Source organism: Microcella sp., from assembly GCF_019739195.1.
Taxonomy (GTDB): domain Bacteria; phylum Actinomycetota; class Actinomycetes; order Actinomycetales; family Microbacteriaceae; genus Microcella.
This window is the reverse complement of sequence record NZ_JAHHDS010000002.1, coordinates 157,576-172,885: the sequence shown is the minus strand read 5'-3', so window position 1 is coordinate 172,885 and position 15,310 is coordinate 157,576. Positions and strand designations below refer to the sequence as shown.

The following is a 15,310-nucleotide window of genomic DNA, read 5'->3' as shown; positions in this document are numbered from 1 at the left end:
TCAGCCCAGCAGCAGAGAGATGAGCGTCGGAAACTGCACGACTATCATGACGGCGATGGCAACGATTGTCGCCAGAATCGGCACCCAGACGAACGGCAGCACCGTGGAGCCGAACGCGCGTGCGCGCGGGCTGTCGACGAGCACTCCGGCGGCGAGCGACCAGGTCAGCAGCACCCAGAACATCGGAATCACCATGACCCAGACGAGCATGCACCACGGGCACAGCACGCCGATCTGGAACAGCGCCTGATCGACGAGCCACAGCACGAAGACGAAGGCGCCCGTCACGCCGACCATGAAGCTCCACCAGAACCAGCGGGCGAAGCGCGCGCCAGCAAGCAGGGCGACCCCCACGGCAATGGGCGCGACGAGCCCGGCGACGCCGAGCAGCGGGTTCGGAAAACCGAGTAGCGATGCCTGCCACGTGCTCATGATCTCGCCGCACGAGACGAGCGGGTTCACGTCGCAGTTGAGCACGTACTCCGGATCGAGCAGCGACCGCACGCGCTCGATGATGAGCGACATTGCGCCGTACCACCCCACCGCGCCGGTCACGATGAGCGTGAAGGCGAGGCCGAACGGGCGGCGAGCATCCGCAGCAGGGTGAAGGGCGGGCGCAGTCGAGACAGTCACCTCCCGATTATGGCGGCGCCAGGTGAGTCGCACCCGGGTCGAACGTCCTGAGTCGCCGAGTCCGTGCGATAATGAGGGGCAGTCGTCGCCAGCCGCGCTCGCGACGACCACCAACAAAGCTTTCCGGGCATAACCGGACCAGTATTGCGGCACCGATTGCCGCGACCGCGAGGGATAGCCAGTTTCCTCAGCCGCACCGTGGTGACAGGGCGAATGCGGCGGCAGTGACCGCGTCGTGAGAGGGCGCTTGAGCGCCGGACCCGAGTCGGGGGCGCACGCTGCGACAACCAAAGATTTCGGCGAGAGAGAATCTCTCTCGCCCCCAATGTCACCGTACGGGCGCGGCTCGAGCGGTTGAGGAGTGCACCAGCGATGGTGAGTGACGACAACACGAACGACGACACGACGGCACCCAAGAAGCGCACGCGACTCTTCGGCAAAGCCACCCCGAAGAAGGCCAGCGAGCACGCCGGCCAAGGCGAGCCCGGCTTCGATGATCGCCCGCTCGCCGAGCCGGTCGCCGAGCCGATGACGGATGCTGCTGCCGAGGCCGCGGCGCCCGCCGAGCCGGAGGCGCCCGCCAGCCCCGCCGCGAAGACCCCGGCACAGCGATCAACGTCGAAGAAGGCCGCAGAGTCGCCCGAGCTCGACGCCGAGTCGACGCAGGAGCCGGCCGCTTCGGCCGAGCAGCCCGCGTCGGCCGAGCAGCCCGCGTCGACCGAGCAGCCCGCGTCGGCCGAGCAGCCCGCGGTGCCGACCGAGCCCGCGTTCCCCGAGCTCAAGCCCGAGTCGACGACGTCGTTGCTGTTCTTCGCGCCGCCGGTCGCCGCGCTGCCCGCCCGCGCGGTCGAGCGCGACGACGAGTTCGACGACTCGGAGGGCACGAGCCGTCGTCGCTCGCGCTCTCGCCGTACGCGAGGCGGAGCATCCACCGACGGTGACGGTTCGCGCCCCGACACTCAGCGCGACAGCCAGCAGGGCGGCAACCAGCGCGGCCGCCGCACCCCCGAGCCGATCACCGAGCCGCAGCGCATCAAGGGCTCGACCCGTCTTGAGGCCAAGAAGCAGCGTCGCCGCGATGGTCGCGATGCCGGTCGTCGTCGCCCCGTCGTCACCGAAGCCGAGTTTCTCGCCCGCCGCGAGAGCGTCGACCGCCAGATGATCGTGCGGTCGAAAGACGGCCGCATCCAGATCGGCGTGCTCGAAGACGGCGTGCTCGTCGAGCACTATGTGGCCCGCTCGCAAGAGTCGAGCCTCATCGGCAACGTCTACCTCGGCAAGGTGCAGAACGTGCTGCCGAGCATGGAGGCCGCCTTCGTCGACATCGGCCGCGGCCGCAACGCCGTGCTCTACTCGGGCGAGGTCGACTGGGATTCCGCCGCGCTCGACAGCGACGGCAAGACCCAGCCGCGCCGCATCGAGCTTGCGCTCAAGCCCGGCGACAAGGTGCTCGTGCAGGTCACGAAAGACCCCATCGGCCACAAGGGTGCTCGCCTCACGAGCCAGGTGAGCCTCCCGGGCCGCTACCTCGTCTACGTGCCCAACGGCTCGATGAGTGGCATCAGCCGCAAGCTGCCCGACACCGAGCGCGCACGCCTCAAGAAGATTCTGAAAGACGTGCTGCCCGAGAACGTCGGCGTCATTGTGCGCACCGCGGCTGAGGGTGCGACCGAAGAGCAGCTCACTCTCGACGTGCAGCGCCTCACGAGCCAGTGGGCTGACATCAGCCAGCAGCTCGAGAACACGCCCGCACCGGCCCTGCTGCACAGTGAGCCCGACCTGCTCATCAAGATCATTCGCGACGTCTTCAACGAAGACTTCCGCTCGCTCGTCATCAGCGGCAGCGACGCGCAGCAGACCATCGAGTCGTACTTGCGCGGCGTCGCCCCCGATTTGCTCGACCGCGTGCAGAAGCACGAGGGCGACCACGACCCCTTCGACGAGTACCGCATCAGCGAGCAGATCGAGAAGGCGCTCGACCGCAAGGTTTGGCTGCCCTCGGGCGGCTCGCTCATCATCGACCGCACTGAGGCCATGACGGTCGTCGACGTCAACACCGGCAAGTTCGTCGGTTCGGGCGGCAACCTCGAAGAGACCGTCACGAAGAACAACCTCGAAGCGGCCGAAGAGCTCGTGCGCCAGCTGCGCCTGCGCGACATCGGCGGCATCATCGTCGTCGACTTCATCGACATGGTGCTCGAGTCGAACCGTGATCTCGTGCTGCGCCGCCTCATGGAGTGCTTGAGCCGCGACCGCACCAAGCATCAGGTGGCTGAAGTCACGAGCCTGGGCCTCGTGCAGATGACGCGCAAGCGCCTGGGCCTCGGTTTGCTCGAGACGTTCAGCGAGGCGTGCGAGGTCTGCGCCGGCCGCGGGCTCATCGTGCACCACGAGCCCATCACGAAGCACCGCTCGTCGAACGACTCAGGGTCCAACGGCGGCGGCGTCAACAATCGTCGTCGCGGTGGCGGCGCTTCGGGAGGCAACGGCAACCAACGTGGTGGCGCGGCCCCGAAGTCGGGCCCCTCGGCGGGCACGCACGCCATCACCGACGACGTGAGCCGCGCCCTCGCGGCCATCGCGGCGAAGACGGTCACGTCGACGGCGACGGGCGCTATCACGCTGCCGACGGCGACGGATGCTGCTGCCGAGCCCGCGAGCGAGCCGACCCCGGCACCCGAGGTCGACACGGCCGATCTGCTCGACCTGCCCGTCGCGAGCAAGCCTGCTCGCGTGCGGGCGACGCTCGACCCGAAGTCGGCCGACGAGCTGCTCGGCTCGGTGCTCGAGTCGCTGCCCGAGCCTCCGGCACCCGGCACGCGCAAGCGCGGCTCGCGCCGCGTGACGAGCGGCACGATCACGACGCAGGGGCAGACCGAGTAGAACTGAGTCACCCGTCGGTCAAGTGCGCGCGCTTGCTAGAGCGCGGCGGTTTTCACGACCTTCGGATCTTGTCTCTGGTGAGTCACGGCGAGCACGACGACCGAGTCGGTGTCGTCGAGGTAGATGAACCACACGAGGTACGGAAATCGGCGCAGTGCCGCGCGCCGAACGTGGCCGTAGACAGAACGATATGCGCGCGGAGCGTCAGCAACGCCGCGGAGAGTGGCATCGAGATCTGACAGAAATCGATCTGCGTACTCAGGGGCGACAGCAAGGTACCAGTCGAGTGCGAGCTCGATATCGCGCTGGGCGGCTTCGCGAAGGACGACGGTTGCCGTCACGGCAGACGTGCGCGCAACCGAGCCGCCACGTCGTCCCACGACGCACTCGCATCTGGGTGACGCTTCATGTCGTCAAGTCGTTCGTCGATAAGGGCATTGTCTGCGTGAGTGACCTCGAGCTCGTCGTGGTCGAGTGATTGCCAGAGTTCGCCGATCAGCTCGAGGCGTCCTGCGACATCGAGGCGCTTCACCTGCTCCATGAGTAGTGGATCGACCATAAGGGCATGGTACTCGCGACCTCTGACACCCTGCGGGCGGCGCGGGCCAGAGCGAGTCCACAATGCACCCGCGGGACGTCGTAACTGCTCGGCCCTGATACGTCCGCGTTATCATCGCGACCATGAGAAGCTCGACGGTCGCGAGCCTCGAGCAGTCGCTCCGAGTTTTGACTGCAGAGCGGTTGAGGGCGTCGCGTGAACTGATCCTCCGTGCGGCAGAGCAGCGAAAGCTCGCTCATGTGCGGGTCTTCGGCTCGGTCGCTCGCGGTGATGCCAGGCCCGACTCCGACCTCGATTTGCTCGTGCACCCCGCCCACGACGCATCACTCTTCGACCTCGCGGGTTTCATGGCCGACGTTGAAGAATTGCTCGGACGCAACGTCGACATCGTGTCTGACCGGGGGACGGGACCCATGATGGATCGAATCCGGGCCGAAGCCGTGCCGCTGTGAGCACTCAAAGAGTTCGCGGGCTCACGACGGTGACTCTGAGCTTCTCTTGGTTCGTACTCGTGGTGGCAACTCTCGCCGTGGTGAGCAACTTCGAGGTGACTCGACCTGACCCTGTCTTCGTGGTGGTTGCGTTCGTATGGGCCTGGTTCTTGTTGGTCACCGTTCGCGCTCACATGCTCGGAGTGTGGCTCACAGAAGATGGCATCGTGTGCGTCAGCTGGTTGCGAAAGCGCACGTACACCTGGGACGTGTTCGCTCGACTGCTGGCCGAGCCCTATGCAGGTTTCATGAGCAAAGGCGCTCGGACGGCCTTCTTCTCGGAGGTTGCAGTCGTGACGACGTTAGGCAAGACCGTTCCGCTGCCTGGTGTTGTGGGATTGTCTAGCCGGGTCGTGCTGGAGACCCGGAAGGTTTCGCTCACGGCTGCCACCATGAAGCCTGCCTAGACTGGAATCCGTGACGCAGAGCCAGCCCGACCTCGAGCGGGTCGACCCGCACGCGGGTCACGACCACGCCGAGCACGAGGGCACTCGGCGCATGCGCCCGGTGCACATCGCGTGGGCGGCAAGTGCGACCGCGGTGCTCATCGGCCTCGTGGCCGTGCGGGCGTTCACGGCCGAGAATCTCGATGCGGGCATCCCGAACCCGGTGCAAGACCTGCTCACCCTCTCGACGAGCGTGCTCGTCGAATCGTTGCCGTTCATCGTGCTCGGCATCGTGCTGTCGATTCTCGTGCAGGTGTGGATTCCGGAAGCCTGGCTATTGCGCATCCTGCCCCGCAATCAGTGGGGGCGGCGGGCCGTGATTTCCCTGTTCGGCATGTTTTTGCCGGTGTGCGAGTGCGGCAACGTGCCGCTCGCGCGCGGGCTCGTGCGGCGCGGGTTCACGATTCCTGAATCGATGGTGTTCCTCGTCGCTGCGCCGATTCTCAACCCGATCACGATCATCACGACGCACCAGGCGTTCGGCTTTGACGACGGCATTCTCATTGCGCGCCTGCTCGGCGGCTTCGCGATCGCGAACATTCTCGGCTGGCTGTTCAGCAAGCACCCCGAGCCGATGAGCCTGCTGAGCGGCCGCTTCGCTGACCAGTGCCGGCTCGACGACGGACACTCGCACTCGCGCAACAAGCGCGAACAGACGCTCGACCTGTTCGTGCGCGAGTCGAGCATTCTGCTGCCCGCTCTGGTCATCGGCGCGCTCGTCGCCGGCGGCATTCAAGTGATCGTGCCGCGCGACGTGCTCGTCGCGCTCGGCAGCGACCCGCTGTTCAGCGTGCTCGCCATGATGGCACTCGCCTTCATCATCTCGATCTGCGCGAACGTCGACTCGTTCTTCATCCTGCCCTTCGCCTCGACCTTCCTGCCCGGATCGATCGTCGCCTTCCTCGTCTTCGGTCCGATCGTCGACATCAAGATGCTCGCGCTCATGCGCACGACCTACACGACCCGAACGCTCGTGCAGCTGACGACGGTCGTGGGTCTGCTGAGCCTCACCCTCGGACTGGTGGTGAACTACCTTGCCTAACCGTCTCTCGCGTGCCGTGCAACGCTGGCGCGGTGTCGTCATCATCGGCACGATGGCCGCCATCACGCTCTGGCTTGCCTACAGCGGGCAGCTCGTGCTCTACATCCACCCCCGCTACATCCTGTTCACGGTGATCATGTCGGTCATCGCGGTCGTACTCTCGGTGCTCGCCGTCACGACGCGCCGCGACCACGATGACGATCATGAGGCGCCACTGCCTCGTCGCGAACGGATGCTCGGCCTCACGGCAGCCGCCATCGCAGGGGTGTTCACGCTCGGCATGCTGGTCATCCCACCCGCGACGCTCAGCACCGCGACCGCCGAGCAGCGCGAGGTGAACGCGACCGCGAGCACGAACACCGCCGACCTCGAGCAGGCCTCGACGGCCGACGCAGAGGCGATCGCGCGCTTCACGGTGCGCGAGTGGTCGTCGGTGCTGCGGCAGACAAGCGACCTCTCGTTCTTCGACGGCAAGCCCGCCACGGCCTTGCTCGGCTTCGTGACCCCCGACAGCGACGACCCCGACAACATGTTCTACGTCTCGCGCTTCGTGGTCACGTGCTGCGCCGTCGACGCGCAGCCGCTCGGTGTGCCCGTCTACCTGCCGGGCTGGCAGTCGACGGTCGACGAGGGTGCGTGGGTCGAGGTCTCGGGGCCGTTCGTGAGCAACCCCTCGCGGTCGAGCACCCAGGCCATCGTCATCGAGCCCGACACCGTCGAGGCGGTGGAGCAGCCGCGTGAGCCCTACCTCTTCTGAGCCCGATCACGCGTCGCCGTCGTCGGCTCAACAGGGCTCGGCGGCGTCGCGTGTCGCGGCGCACTCGCATCGACTGCGCGTTCAGCGCGCCCTGCGCCGCTTCGATCGCACGTTCTGGATGCTCGCCGGCGTTCTCGCGGTCGTCTCGGCGGTTTTCCTCCTGCTCGGAACCCTGCAGGGCCCCAAGCTCAGCTCGGCCGTCGTCGACCCCCAGCGGGTCACCGAGCAGGCGGGCACCCAGTTGCGCCTGTTCGCCAACCAGCCGCTCGCCGAGGTGACCGCCGAGCAGGTCATCATCACGCCTGCCGCGCCCTTCACCATCTCGGTACAAGACGATCTGCTCGTCGTGCAGTTCGAGCAGCGGCTGCGCTACTCGACCGAGTACACGGTCGAGGTGCGCGATGTCGGAGCGACCGCGCGCGACGCCACCTCTGACTTCACGCATCGCTTCACGACGGCGCCCGGCAGCGTGCTCTACCTCGACCGCGACGAGGCGGGCGATGAGGTGCTGAGCGCGCCGCTTCTCGGCTCGGGCCGCGGCGAGGTGGTCGTGGCGGCAGAGGGCATCCAGCACTTCGCGCCCGTCGAGGGGGTCATCGTGCTCGCGCGCGACGATGGCGAGGGCGGCAGCGTGCTCGAGTCGGTGCAGCCCGTAGCGGGCGGGGCGCTCGAGCAGATCCGACTGCCCGAGGGCGTGCGCGTGCAGCAGCTCATCGCGCCGCCGATCGGCACACTGCTCGGGGTCGTGCTGACGAGCACGCCCGTCGAGGGTGAGGCGCAGGGCATTCCGCCCTACTCGAACACGCTCGCCGTCATCGACCTCGCCGGCGATCGCGCCGTGAACCCCGTCGTCGGCCTCGACGGCACGCCGCTCTCGATCATCACGGGCGAATTCCTTCCCGATGGCTCGACGCTCATCGTGCACGCGCTCGACCAGACGGTCGTGCAGGTCGACCTTGCCGGGTCGGGCCTCGTGCTGCCGATCGACCAGGTGCCGACGGTCTACGGGTTGTCGACCGATGCGAGCAAGCTCACGGGTTCTGACTCGTTCGGAGGCCTCTACCTCGACCTCGAGTCGGGTGAGGAGGTGCGGCTGAACCCCTCGCTCTTCGAGGGCGAGCTCGCGTTCGGCGGCGAGTCGATCTTCACCTCCGGCGAGGTCTGGGTGCAGAAGGTCGCGATTCCTGATGCGACGGGCGGCGCCTTTCGCACACTGCTGGTCGCCGACGACGGCTCGGGAGCCTCGCGCCTGCTGCTGCGCACCATCGACGACCGGGGCAGCATCGGCAGTCTCGCCGTCTCGCCCAACGACCAGTTCGTCGCCGTCGAGGTGACACCTTCGGTCGTGGATGCTGAGCCAGACGGGCGCCGCGTGAACGGTCGCCCGACCTCGATCACGACGGTCATCGTTGACATCGAGACCGGAGCCGTCGTGCGCACGCTCGAGGGCTTCAGCCCCGTCTGGTGAGCTCGTCGATGCGTGCTGCGATCGGCTAGAGTCCGCGCTGCTGGCGCTGTGGGCTGCGCTGCTTAGAGCCCGCGCTTCTCGCGCTGACTGACCCGTAGGCCGGAAGCCTGCAATCGCTCGACGAGCTCGCGGCCCGAGACCGGCTCAGCACCCTGTGCAATGAGCGCGCCGCGGCGTTCTTCGGGGTAGTCGTAGTGGTCGTGATCGAAGCCGCGCTCGGGAATACCCGCCGCGCGCGCGAAGGCGTGCAGCTCGTCGAGAGAGACATCGCTCACCAGGTGCCCCCAGAGGCGCCCGTGCGCGGGCCACGCGGGTTCGTCGATCAGCACGGCCATGCTGGTGATTGTAGGCTGAGGTGTCGCGAGTGCCCGATTCGGGCGCGTTTGACCGGGCATCCTGCCGTCGGCTATTCTTGACTGTTGGTGTGCGCTGGGCTGTGCCCGCGACGATACCCCCAAGATTTCTCCCTCATGGCGGTGCGCCCCTGGCGTCCCGTGAGAGGCGAGGAGTTGTCCTCGAGAGAACTAACAGAGCAAAGGTGAAACGTGGTCTACGCAGTGGTGCGCGCCGGTGGGCGGCAGGAGAAGGTCGAGGTCGGCACGATCGTCGTGCTCGATCGCGTCAAGGCGGGCGAAGACGGCACGATTCAGCTGACCCCCGTGCTGCACGTCGACGGTGACACGGTCACGACCGACGCCAAGAAGCTCGCGAAGATCACGGTCACGGCCGAGGTGCTGGGCGACCTGCGCGGCCCGAAGATCGTCATCCAGAAGTTCAAGAACAAGACCGGGTACAAGAAGCGCCAGGGTTTCCGCGCCGACCTCACCCGCGTCAAGATCACCGGCATCAAGTAAGAAGGGCGCTAAGAAGACATGGCACACAAAAAGGGCGCTTCCTCTACCCGCAACGGTCGCGACTCGAACCCCCAGTACCTGGGTGTGAAGCGGTTCGGCGGCCAGGTCGTCAAGGCCGGCGAGATCCTCGTCCGTCAGCGCGGCACGCACTTCCACCCCGGCGCCAACGTCGGCCGTGGCGGCGACGACACGCTGTTCGCCCTCGCGGCGGGCTCGGTCGAGTTCGGCCAGAAGGGCGGCCGCAAGGTCGTCAATATCGTCAACGCCTAACAGCGCTGCTTTAGTTTACGCGAGGGGCGGGCTTCGGCCCGCCCCTTCGCCGTTAGCCCCATCGCATCACCAGCACCACCGCTGTCGACATTCACAGGCGCGGCAGAGCAGAAGGAGGCCCCATCATGGCGACATTCGTCGACCGTGTGACCCTTCACCTGCGCGCAGGGAACGGCGGCCACGGCTGCGTCTCAGTGCGCCGTGAAAAGTTCAAGCCGCTCGCCGGCCCCGATGGCGGTAATGGCGGCGATGGCGGCGACATCGTGCTGGTCGCGGATGCTCACGAGACCACTCTGCTGGGTTACCACCGCCGACCGCACCGGGTGAGCGAGAACGGCGGCCCCGGCATGGGCGACAACCGCTCGGGCTTCACCGGCGGCCCCCTCGTGCTGCCCGTGCCGATCGGCACGGTCGTGCGCGACGCCGACGGCACCGAGCTCGTCGACCTCAACGAGCCTGGTATGCGCATCGTCGTCGCGCCCGGTGGCCAAGGCGGACTCGGCAACGCGGCTCTCGCGACCACGAAGCGCAAGGCGCCCGGCTTCGCGCTGCTCGGCACCGAGGGCTGGGAGGGCGATGTCATTCTCGAGCTCAAGACGGTCGCCGATGTGGCGCTCGTCGGCTACCCGAGCGCGGGCAAGTCGAGCCTCATCGCCGCACTCTCTGCCGCGCGGCCGAAGATCGCCGACTACCCCTTCACGACGCTGCACCCCAACCTGGGTGTCGTCGAGTCGGGTGAGTCGCGCTTCACGGTCGCCGATGTGCCGGGCCTCATCGAGGGCGCGAGCGAGGGCAAGGGGCTCGGCCTCGAGTTCTTGCGGCACGTCGAACGCTGCAGCGCTCTGTTGCACGTGCTCGACTGCGCCACGCTTGAGCCCGGTCGCGACCCGATCAGCGATCTCGACATCATCCTGACCGAGCTCGCTGCCTACCCCGTGCCCGAGGGTCAGGTTCCGCTGCTCGATCGCCCGCAGCTCGTCGCCCTCAACAAGATCGACGTGCCCGAGGGCCGCGAGCTTGCCGAGTTCGTGCGCCCTGAGCTCGAAGCGCGCGGCTACCGCGTCTTCGAGATCAGCGCTGTGAGCCGCGAGGGTTTGCGATCGCTGACCTTCGCCATGGCCGAGCTCGTCGAGACCGAGCGCGCCGCTCGCGCGGCCGAGGCCGTCGTGCGCGAGCGCATCGTTCTGCGGCCGAAGCCCGTCGACCGCGAAGAGTTCCGCATTGTGGTCGAAGGCGGCAGCGACGGCCCGATCTATCGCATCATCGGCGCCAAACCCGAGCGCTGGGTGCAGCAGACCGACTTCCGCAACGATGAGGCCGTCGGCTACCTCGCCGACCGGCTCGCGAAGATTGGCATCGAAGACGCGCTCTTCACGGCCGGTGCGGTCGCAGGCGCGACCGTCGTGATCGGCCCGGGCGACGGCGTCATCTTCGATTGGGAGCCCACGCTCACGAGCGCGGCCGAGCTGCTGACGGCTCCGCGCGGCACCGACCCCCGGCTCGACGCGGCGAACCGCCCCTCGACGAGCCAGCGCCGTCAGACCTATCACGAGCGCATGGACGCCAAGGCTGCTGCACGAGCCGAGCTCGACGCCGAGCGAGAGGCGGGCATCTGGAGCGGCGACGATGACGACTGAGCGTGACCCCGCGCGCAGCCGGCGCGATGCCGTCACGCGTGCGCGACGCGTCGTCGTCAAGGTGGGCTCGTCGTCGATCAGCGGCGAGAACGCCGCTCAGATCGGCCCGCTCGTCGATGCCCTGGCCAGCGCGCACGCTCGCGGCACCGAGGTCGTGCTGGTCTCGTCGGGTGCCATCGCGACGGGCATGCCGTATCTGCGACTGGATGCTCGGCCTCACGACCTCGCGACGCAGCAGGCCGCGGCTGCAGTAGGTCAGAACGTGCTCATCTTCCGGTACCAAGAGAGCCTCGACCGCTACGGCATCGTGGCCGGGCAGGTGCTGCTCACCGCGACCGACCTCGAGCATCCGACCCCGCGCAGCAATGCGCAGCGCGCCATGGAGCGCTTGCTCGGTCTGCGCATTCTCGTCATCGTCAATGAGAACGACACCGTGGCGACGCAAGAGATCCGGTTCGGCGACAACGACCGACTCGCTGGCATGGTGAGCGAGCTCGTCGGCGCTGACCTGCTCGTGCTGCTGAGCGATGTCGACGCGCTCTACACGAAGCCTCCGCATGAGCCCGGTGCCGAGCGCATCGCCGTCGTCGCGCACGACGACGACCTGAGCGGCGTCGAACTCGGCTCGATCGGTGCTGCCGGCGTCGGCACCGGGGGAGCTGGCACGAAGATCGCCGCTGCCAAGCTTGCCGTCGCCCAGGGCGTTCCCGTGGTGCTGACCTCGGCAGCGCAGGTCGCCGAGGCGCTGCGCGGCGATGAGGTCGGAACCTGGTTCGAGGCCGCGCCCGTAGAATGAGGGCATGTCGTCGCTCGTCGAAACGCCTGCGCACCTCGCTGAGAACCTGAGCCCCGGGCCGGGTCTGACCGACGAACAGCTGCACGCCGCCAAGGTCGCGTCGCGCGCGCTCGCGACCCTCACGACCGATCGCAAGAACGCGGCCCTCGAGGCCATCGCGACCGCCCTCGAGGCCTCGATCGACGCGATCGTCGCGGCGAACGCCGACGACCTCGAGCGCGGCAGGTCGACCGGTCTCTCGGCGGGCCTGATCGACCGGCTGCGGCTCGACGAGGCGCGCGTGCGCGCCCTCGCTGCCGCGGTGCGCGACGTCATCTCGCTGCCCGACCCCATCGGCTCGGTCGTGCGCGGCTCCCGTCTGCCCAACGGCATCCAGCTCAGCCAAGTGCGCGTGCCGTTCGGGGTCGTCGGCGCCATTTACGAGGCGCGTCCCAACGTGACCGTCGACATCGCGGCGCTCTCGCTCAAGAGCGGCAATGCGGTCGTGCTGCGCGGCGGCAGCGCGGCCGAGAGTTCGAACCGGGTGCTCGTGCAGACGCTGCAAGGCGCGCTCGAGCAGAGCGGGCTGCCGCGCGACGCCGTGCAGACGATCGACCCCCACGGTCGCGCCGGTGCCGCGGCGCTCATGCGCGCGCGCGGACTCGTCGACGTGCTCATTCCCCGCGGCAGCGCCGACCTCATCCAGACGGTCGTGCGCGAGTCGACCGTGCCCGTCATCGAGACCGGGGCCGGGGTGGTGCACGTCTACCTCGATGCGAGTGCCGACGAGACCATCGCCGTCGACATCGTGCACAACGCCAAGGTGCAGCGGCCGAGCGTCTGCAACGCTGTCGAAACGGTGCTCGTGCACCGCGATGCCGCGCCGCGACTGCTGCCACCCGTGATCGACGCTCTGCGAGCATCCGGAGTCGTCGTTCGTGGAGACGACCGCGCGCGGGCCATCGATGCCGCACTCGAGCCCGCCACCGAGGTCGACTTCGCCACCGAGCACATGAGCCTCGAACTGTCGGTCGCCGTCGTCGACGATCTGGATGCTGCGCTCGAGCACATCCGCCGCTATTCGACGCAGCACACCGAGTCGATCATCACGAGCGACATGGTCAACGCCGAGCGCTTTCTCGCCGAGGTCGATTCGGCTGTCGTCATGGTCAATGCCTCGACGCGGTTCAGCGACGGCGGCGAGTTCGGATTCGGTGCCGAGGTCGGCATCTCGACGCAGAAGCTGCACGCCCGCGGCCCCATGGGCCTGCCCGAGCTGACGAGCACGAAGTGGATCGTGCGCGGCGCTGGGCAGGTGCGCGGGTGATCCGCGGTAGATTGGTGTCTCACGTCATCCTCGACCACAGGAGTACCGCATGCTGACGACGCTGGCCAGCGCCATTCTCGCTTCTGAAGAAGAGCTCGCGCCGCTGATCGCGCCGCCCATCGTCATCGCCGGGGTCGCGGCACTCTTCTTTCTGATGCTCGCTCTCGTCACGTTCGCCTACCGCGATGTCGCGAACCGGCACAGCAACAAGACGACCAACCAGAGCGGACACGACGCGGGTCACTGACCCCAGCGATCGCCCCGATGTCCGCCCTGTCTGCGACACCCGCCGACGCCGACACGGCGACGGTGCCGCGCAAGCGCATCGGCATCATGGGCGGCACGTTCGACCCGATCCACCACGGTCACCTCGTGGCCGGTAGCGAAGTCGGTCAGGCGTTCGGTCTCGATGAGGTCGTGTTCGTGCCGACGGGCGAGCCGTACCAGAAGCAAGGCGTTACCCACAGCGAGCACCGGTACCTCATGACGGTGATCGCGACCGCGTCGAACCCACGGTTCCGCGTGAGCCGCGTCGACATCGATCGAGACGGGCCCACCTACACGATCGACACGCTGCGCGATCTGCGCGCCGAGCATCCTGATGCCGATTTGTTCTTCATCTCAGGTGCCGATGCGATCGCGCAGATACTCGACTGGAAGAACGCCGACGAGCTCTGGAAGCTCGCGAACTTCGTCGCAGTGAGCAGGCCGGGCCACTCGCTCAGCATTAGCGCATTGCCGCACCGCGACGTAAGCTTGCTCGAGATTCCCGCGCTCGCCATCTCGTCTACCGATTGCCGCCACCGCGTCGAGCAGGGCTCCCCGGTCTGGTACCTGGTGCCCGACGGAGTGGTGCAGTACATCGCCAAGCACCAGCTGTACCGGAGCCTTCCATCATGACCAGCCCGCACGACCAGCCACTGAGCCGCCGCGCCGCGCGACGCGCACTCGAGGCCGAGCGGGCTGGCGTCGAGACCTTCGCACAGCCGCCTGGCGACGGGCGTACGGCTTCGGGTCGCAGCGGGGCGACACCGGCATCGGTGCCGTCGTCGGCGCCGACCGACATGACCTACCGCACGCAGGTGCGCCCGCGTGTGCCGCACTACGACGAGCGCACAGTGCCGGCGATGCCGACGATCGAGACGCCTGCTCCGATTCACCAGGCCCCGCCGCCCGTCGCTCCACCCGCTCTATCCGAACACGGCGCCGAGCGCGTGCGGCGGCGCGACTTCAGGCCGCCCGCGGTTTCTGACGAAGCGCCGGCCTCTGTCGAGAGTCCCACCTTCGACACTCCGCTCGAGTACCACACGCAGTTGTCGCACCGCCCGGTCGTGCCACCCGCAGTCGTCGACCCGCCTGTGCCGCCGGCCCATGTGATCACTGTTCCCGAGACAGAGCAGCCGGCCACGGCAGACCGTCCGGTAGAGGTCACGCTCTCGCGTCGAGAACTGCGCGAGCTGCGCGCGGCGCAGGCGCCCGCCGTCGTGCCCGCGCCGGCCGAGTCGCCGCCGCCCGCCGCCGAGACGCCCACTCTGGTCGAACCGGTGCGGCAGGCCCCTGTCGACCCGGCCCCCGTGCATCACGCTCCCGTGCTCAACGAGCCGCTGCACGTTGAGCCTGAGCTTGTGCAGCCGCCCGTCGTGCGACCGACTCCCGTGGTGCCGACGTCGACGGGTTCGCACTGGTCGACCGGCATTCACGATGACGAAGATCCTTTCGAGAACACGTTCAGCCGCGAGGTCGGGTCAGCGACGAGCCTCAATACCAACGCTCTCGTGCTACCCGAGATGCCGACCGGCAGCATCGCGGGGCCGGTCGCCGGCACCGGCGAGATCATCATCACGGGCATGATCACGGTCTCTCCGATGCACGCGTCGACGGGCACCGTGCCCACCCTGCATGACAGCCCCGATCTCGATGACCTGTTCGATGCGGACGACCGCGAGGTGTCGGCCCCCGATTCGGCGCCCGTGAGTGCACTCAAAGCCATCAGCAGTCATACCGCCACGCACACGGTCATGACCGGCAAGCCCTCGACGAGCAACACCGTGACGACTGTGCTTGTCGCCTCGACGGTCGGTATGGCGGTCATCGCCATCGGTCTCTTCGTCGTGGCTGCGGCGAACGGGCTATTCTGAGTGCTTCCGCCGCCCGTATTCGCCAAAGGA

18 protein-coding genes are annotated in these 15,310 nt (G+C 67.8%); 14 read left to right on the top strand and 4 right to left on the bottom strand.

Features of this window, described 5'->3' with window-relative positions; all coding sequences use genetic code 11:
* Positions 1 to 633, bottom strand: coding sequence for a vitamin K epoxide reductase family protein (locus KL788_RS01500; RefSeq protein ID WP_293167846.1), 633 nt, complete (start codon positions 631 to 633; stop codon positions 1 to 3).
* Between the two features lie 372 nt (positions 634 to 1,005).
* On the opposite strand from KL788_RS01500, the gene KL788_RS01495 reads away from it, so the two are divergent.
* Positions 1,006 to 3,516: an Rne/Rng family ribonuclease gene (locus KL788_RS01495; protein WP_293167845.1), complete on the top strand. Its 2,511-nt coding sequence runs from the start codon at positions 1,006 to 1,008 to the stop codon at positions 3,514 to 3,516.
* Positions 3,517 to 3,551: 35 nt separating this feature from the next.
* On the opposite strand, the gene KL788_RS01490 is transcribed toward KL788_RS01495, so the two are convergent.
* Complete coding sequence (locus KL788_RS01490) at positions 3,552 to 3,857, bottom strand: type II toxin-antitoxin system RelE/ParE family toxin (protein ID WP_293167843.1); 306 nt, start codon at positions 3,855 to 3,857, stop codon at positions 3,552 to 3,554.
* Positions 3,854 to 4,075 carry an addiction module protein gene (locus KL788_RS01485; protein WP_293167841.1) on the bottom strand — a complete coding sequence of 74 codons (222 nt, stop codon included), beginning with the start codon at positions 4,073 to 4,075 and terminating at the stop codon, positions 3,854 to 3,856. The genes KL788_RS01490 and KL788_RS01485 overlap by 4 nt, the downstream gene beginning before the upstream one ends.
* A 122-nt stretch (positions 4,076 to 4,197) precedes the next feature.
* On the opposite strand from KL788_RS01485, the gene KL788_RS01480 reads away from it, so the two are divergent.
* The 5 genes from KL788_RS01480 to KL788_RS01460 all read left to right on the top strand — a co-directional run bounded on the left by KL788_RS01480 (position 4,198) and on the right by KL788_RS01460 (position 8,279).
* A complete protein-coding gene (locus tag KL788_RS01480; protein WP_293167840.1) occupies positions 4,198 to 4,527 on the top strand; it encodes a nucleotidyltransferase family protein in 330 nt (109 codons plus the stop codon).
* Between the two features lie 80 nt (positions 4,528 to 4,607).
* Complete coding sequence (locus KL788_RS01475) at positions 4,608 to 4,973, top strand: hypothetical protein (RefSeq protein ID WP_293167838.1); 366 nt, start codon at positions 4,608 to 4,610, stop codon at positions 4,971 to 4,973.
* A gap of 10 nt (positions 4,974 to 4,983) precedes the next feature.
* Complete coding sequence (locus KL788_RS01470) at positions 4,984 to 6,054, top strand: permease (RefSeq protein ID WP_293167836.1); 1,071 nt, start codon at positions 4,984 to 4,986, stop codon at positions 6,052 to 6,054.
* 16 nt (positions 6,055 to 6,070) lie between these two features.
* Positions 6,071 to 6,811 (top strand): TIGR03943 family putative permease subunit, encoded by a 741-nt coding sequence (locus KL788_RS01465; protein ID WP_293167834.1) that lies wholly within the window; start codon positions 6,071 to 6,073, stop codon positions 6,809 to 6,811.
* Positions 6,792 to 8,279, top strand: a complete 1,488-nt coding sequence (locus KL788_RS01460) for a hypothetical protein (protein WP_293167832.1) — start codon at positions 6,792 to 6,794, stop codon at positions 8,277 to 8,279. The genes KL788_RS01465 and KL788_RS01460 overlap by 20 nt, the downstream gene beginning before the upstream one ends.
* Positions 8,280 to 8,341: 62 nt before the next feature.
* Here the strand turns inward: KL788_RS01460 and KL788_RS01455 are convergent, their stop codons facing one another.
* Complete coding sequence (locus KL788_RS01455) at positions 8,342 to 8,614, bottom strand: DUF4031 domain-containing protein (RefSeq protein ID WP_293167831.1); 273 nt, start codon at positions 8,612 to 8,614, stop codon at positions 8,342 to 8,344.
* A 210-nt stretch (positions 8,615 to 8,824) separates the two neighbouring features.
* Between KL788_RS01455 and rplU the strand changes: the two genes are divergently transcribed.
* From rplU to KL788_RS01415, 8 genes are all read left to right on the top strand, one after another.
* Complete coding sequence (gene rplU / locus KL788_RS01450) at positions 8,825 to 9,133, top strand: 50S ribosomal protein L21 (RefSeq protein WP_293167829.1); 309 nt, start codon at positions 8,825 to 8,827, stop codon at positions 9,131 to 9,133.
* Positions 9,134 to 9,151: 18 nt separating this feature from the next.
* The gene (gene rpmA / locus KL788_RS01445; protein ID WP_293167827.1) at positions 9,152 to 9,403 is read left to right on the top strand and encodes a 50S ribosomal protein L27; all 252 of its coding nucleotides are present in this window, start codon (positions 9,152 to 9,154) and stop codon (positions 9,401 to 9,403) included.
* A 125-nt stretch (positions 9,404 to 9,528) separates the two neighbouring features.
* Positions 9,529 to 11,040: a GTPase ObgE gene (obgE, locus tag KL788_RS01440; RefSeq protein ID WP_293167825.1), complete on the top strand. Its 1,512-nt coding sequence runs from the start codon at positions 9,529 to 9,531 to the stop codon at positions 11,038 to 11,040.
* Positions 11,030 to 11,836: a glutamate 5-kinase gene (gene proB / locus KL788_RS01435; protein WP_293167823.1), complete on the top strand. Its 807-nt coding sequence runs from the start codon at positions 11,030 to 11,032 to the stop codon at positions 11,834 to 11,836. Before obgE ends, proB begins: the two co-directional genes overlap by 11 nt.
* 4 nt (positions 11,837 to 11,840) lie before the next feature.
* On the top strand, positions 11,841 to 13,142 hold the full coding sequence (locus tag KL788_RS01430) for a glutamate-5-semialdehyde dehydrogenase (RefSeq protein ID WP_293167821.1): 1,302 nt from the start codon (positions 11,841 to 11,843) through the stop codon (positions 13,140 to 13,142).
* 49 nt (positions 13,143 to 13,191) lie between these two features.
* Entirely contained in the window at positions 13,192 to 13,389 is a 198-nt protein-coding gene (locus KL788_RS01425; RefSeq protein WP_293167819.1) for a hypothetical protein, read from the top strand.
* A 17-nt stretch (positions 13,390 to 13,406) separates the two neighbouring features.
* Positions 13,407 to 14,042 (top strand): nicotinate-nucleotide adenylyltransferase, encoded by a 636-nt coding sequence (gene nadD, locus KL788_RS01420; RefSeq protein WP_293167817.1) that lies wholly within the window; start codon positions 13,407 to 13,409, stop codon positions 14,040 to 14,042.
* The gene (locus KL788_RS01415; RefSeq protein WP_293167815.1) at positions 14,039 to 15,280 is read left to right on the top strand and encodes a hypothetical protein; all 1,242 of its coding nucleotides are present in this window, start codon (positions 14,039 to 14,041) and stop codon (positions 15,278 to 15,280) included. The genes nadD and KL788_RS01415 overlap by 4 nt, the downstream gene beginning before the upstream one ends.
* Positions 15,281 to 15,310: the final 30 nt, after the last annotated feature.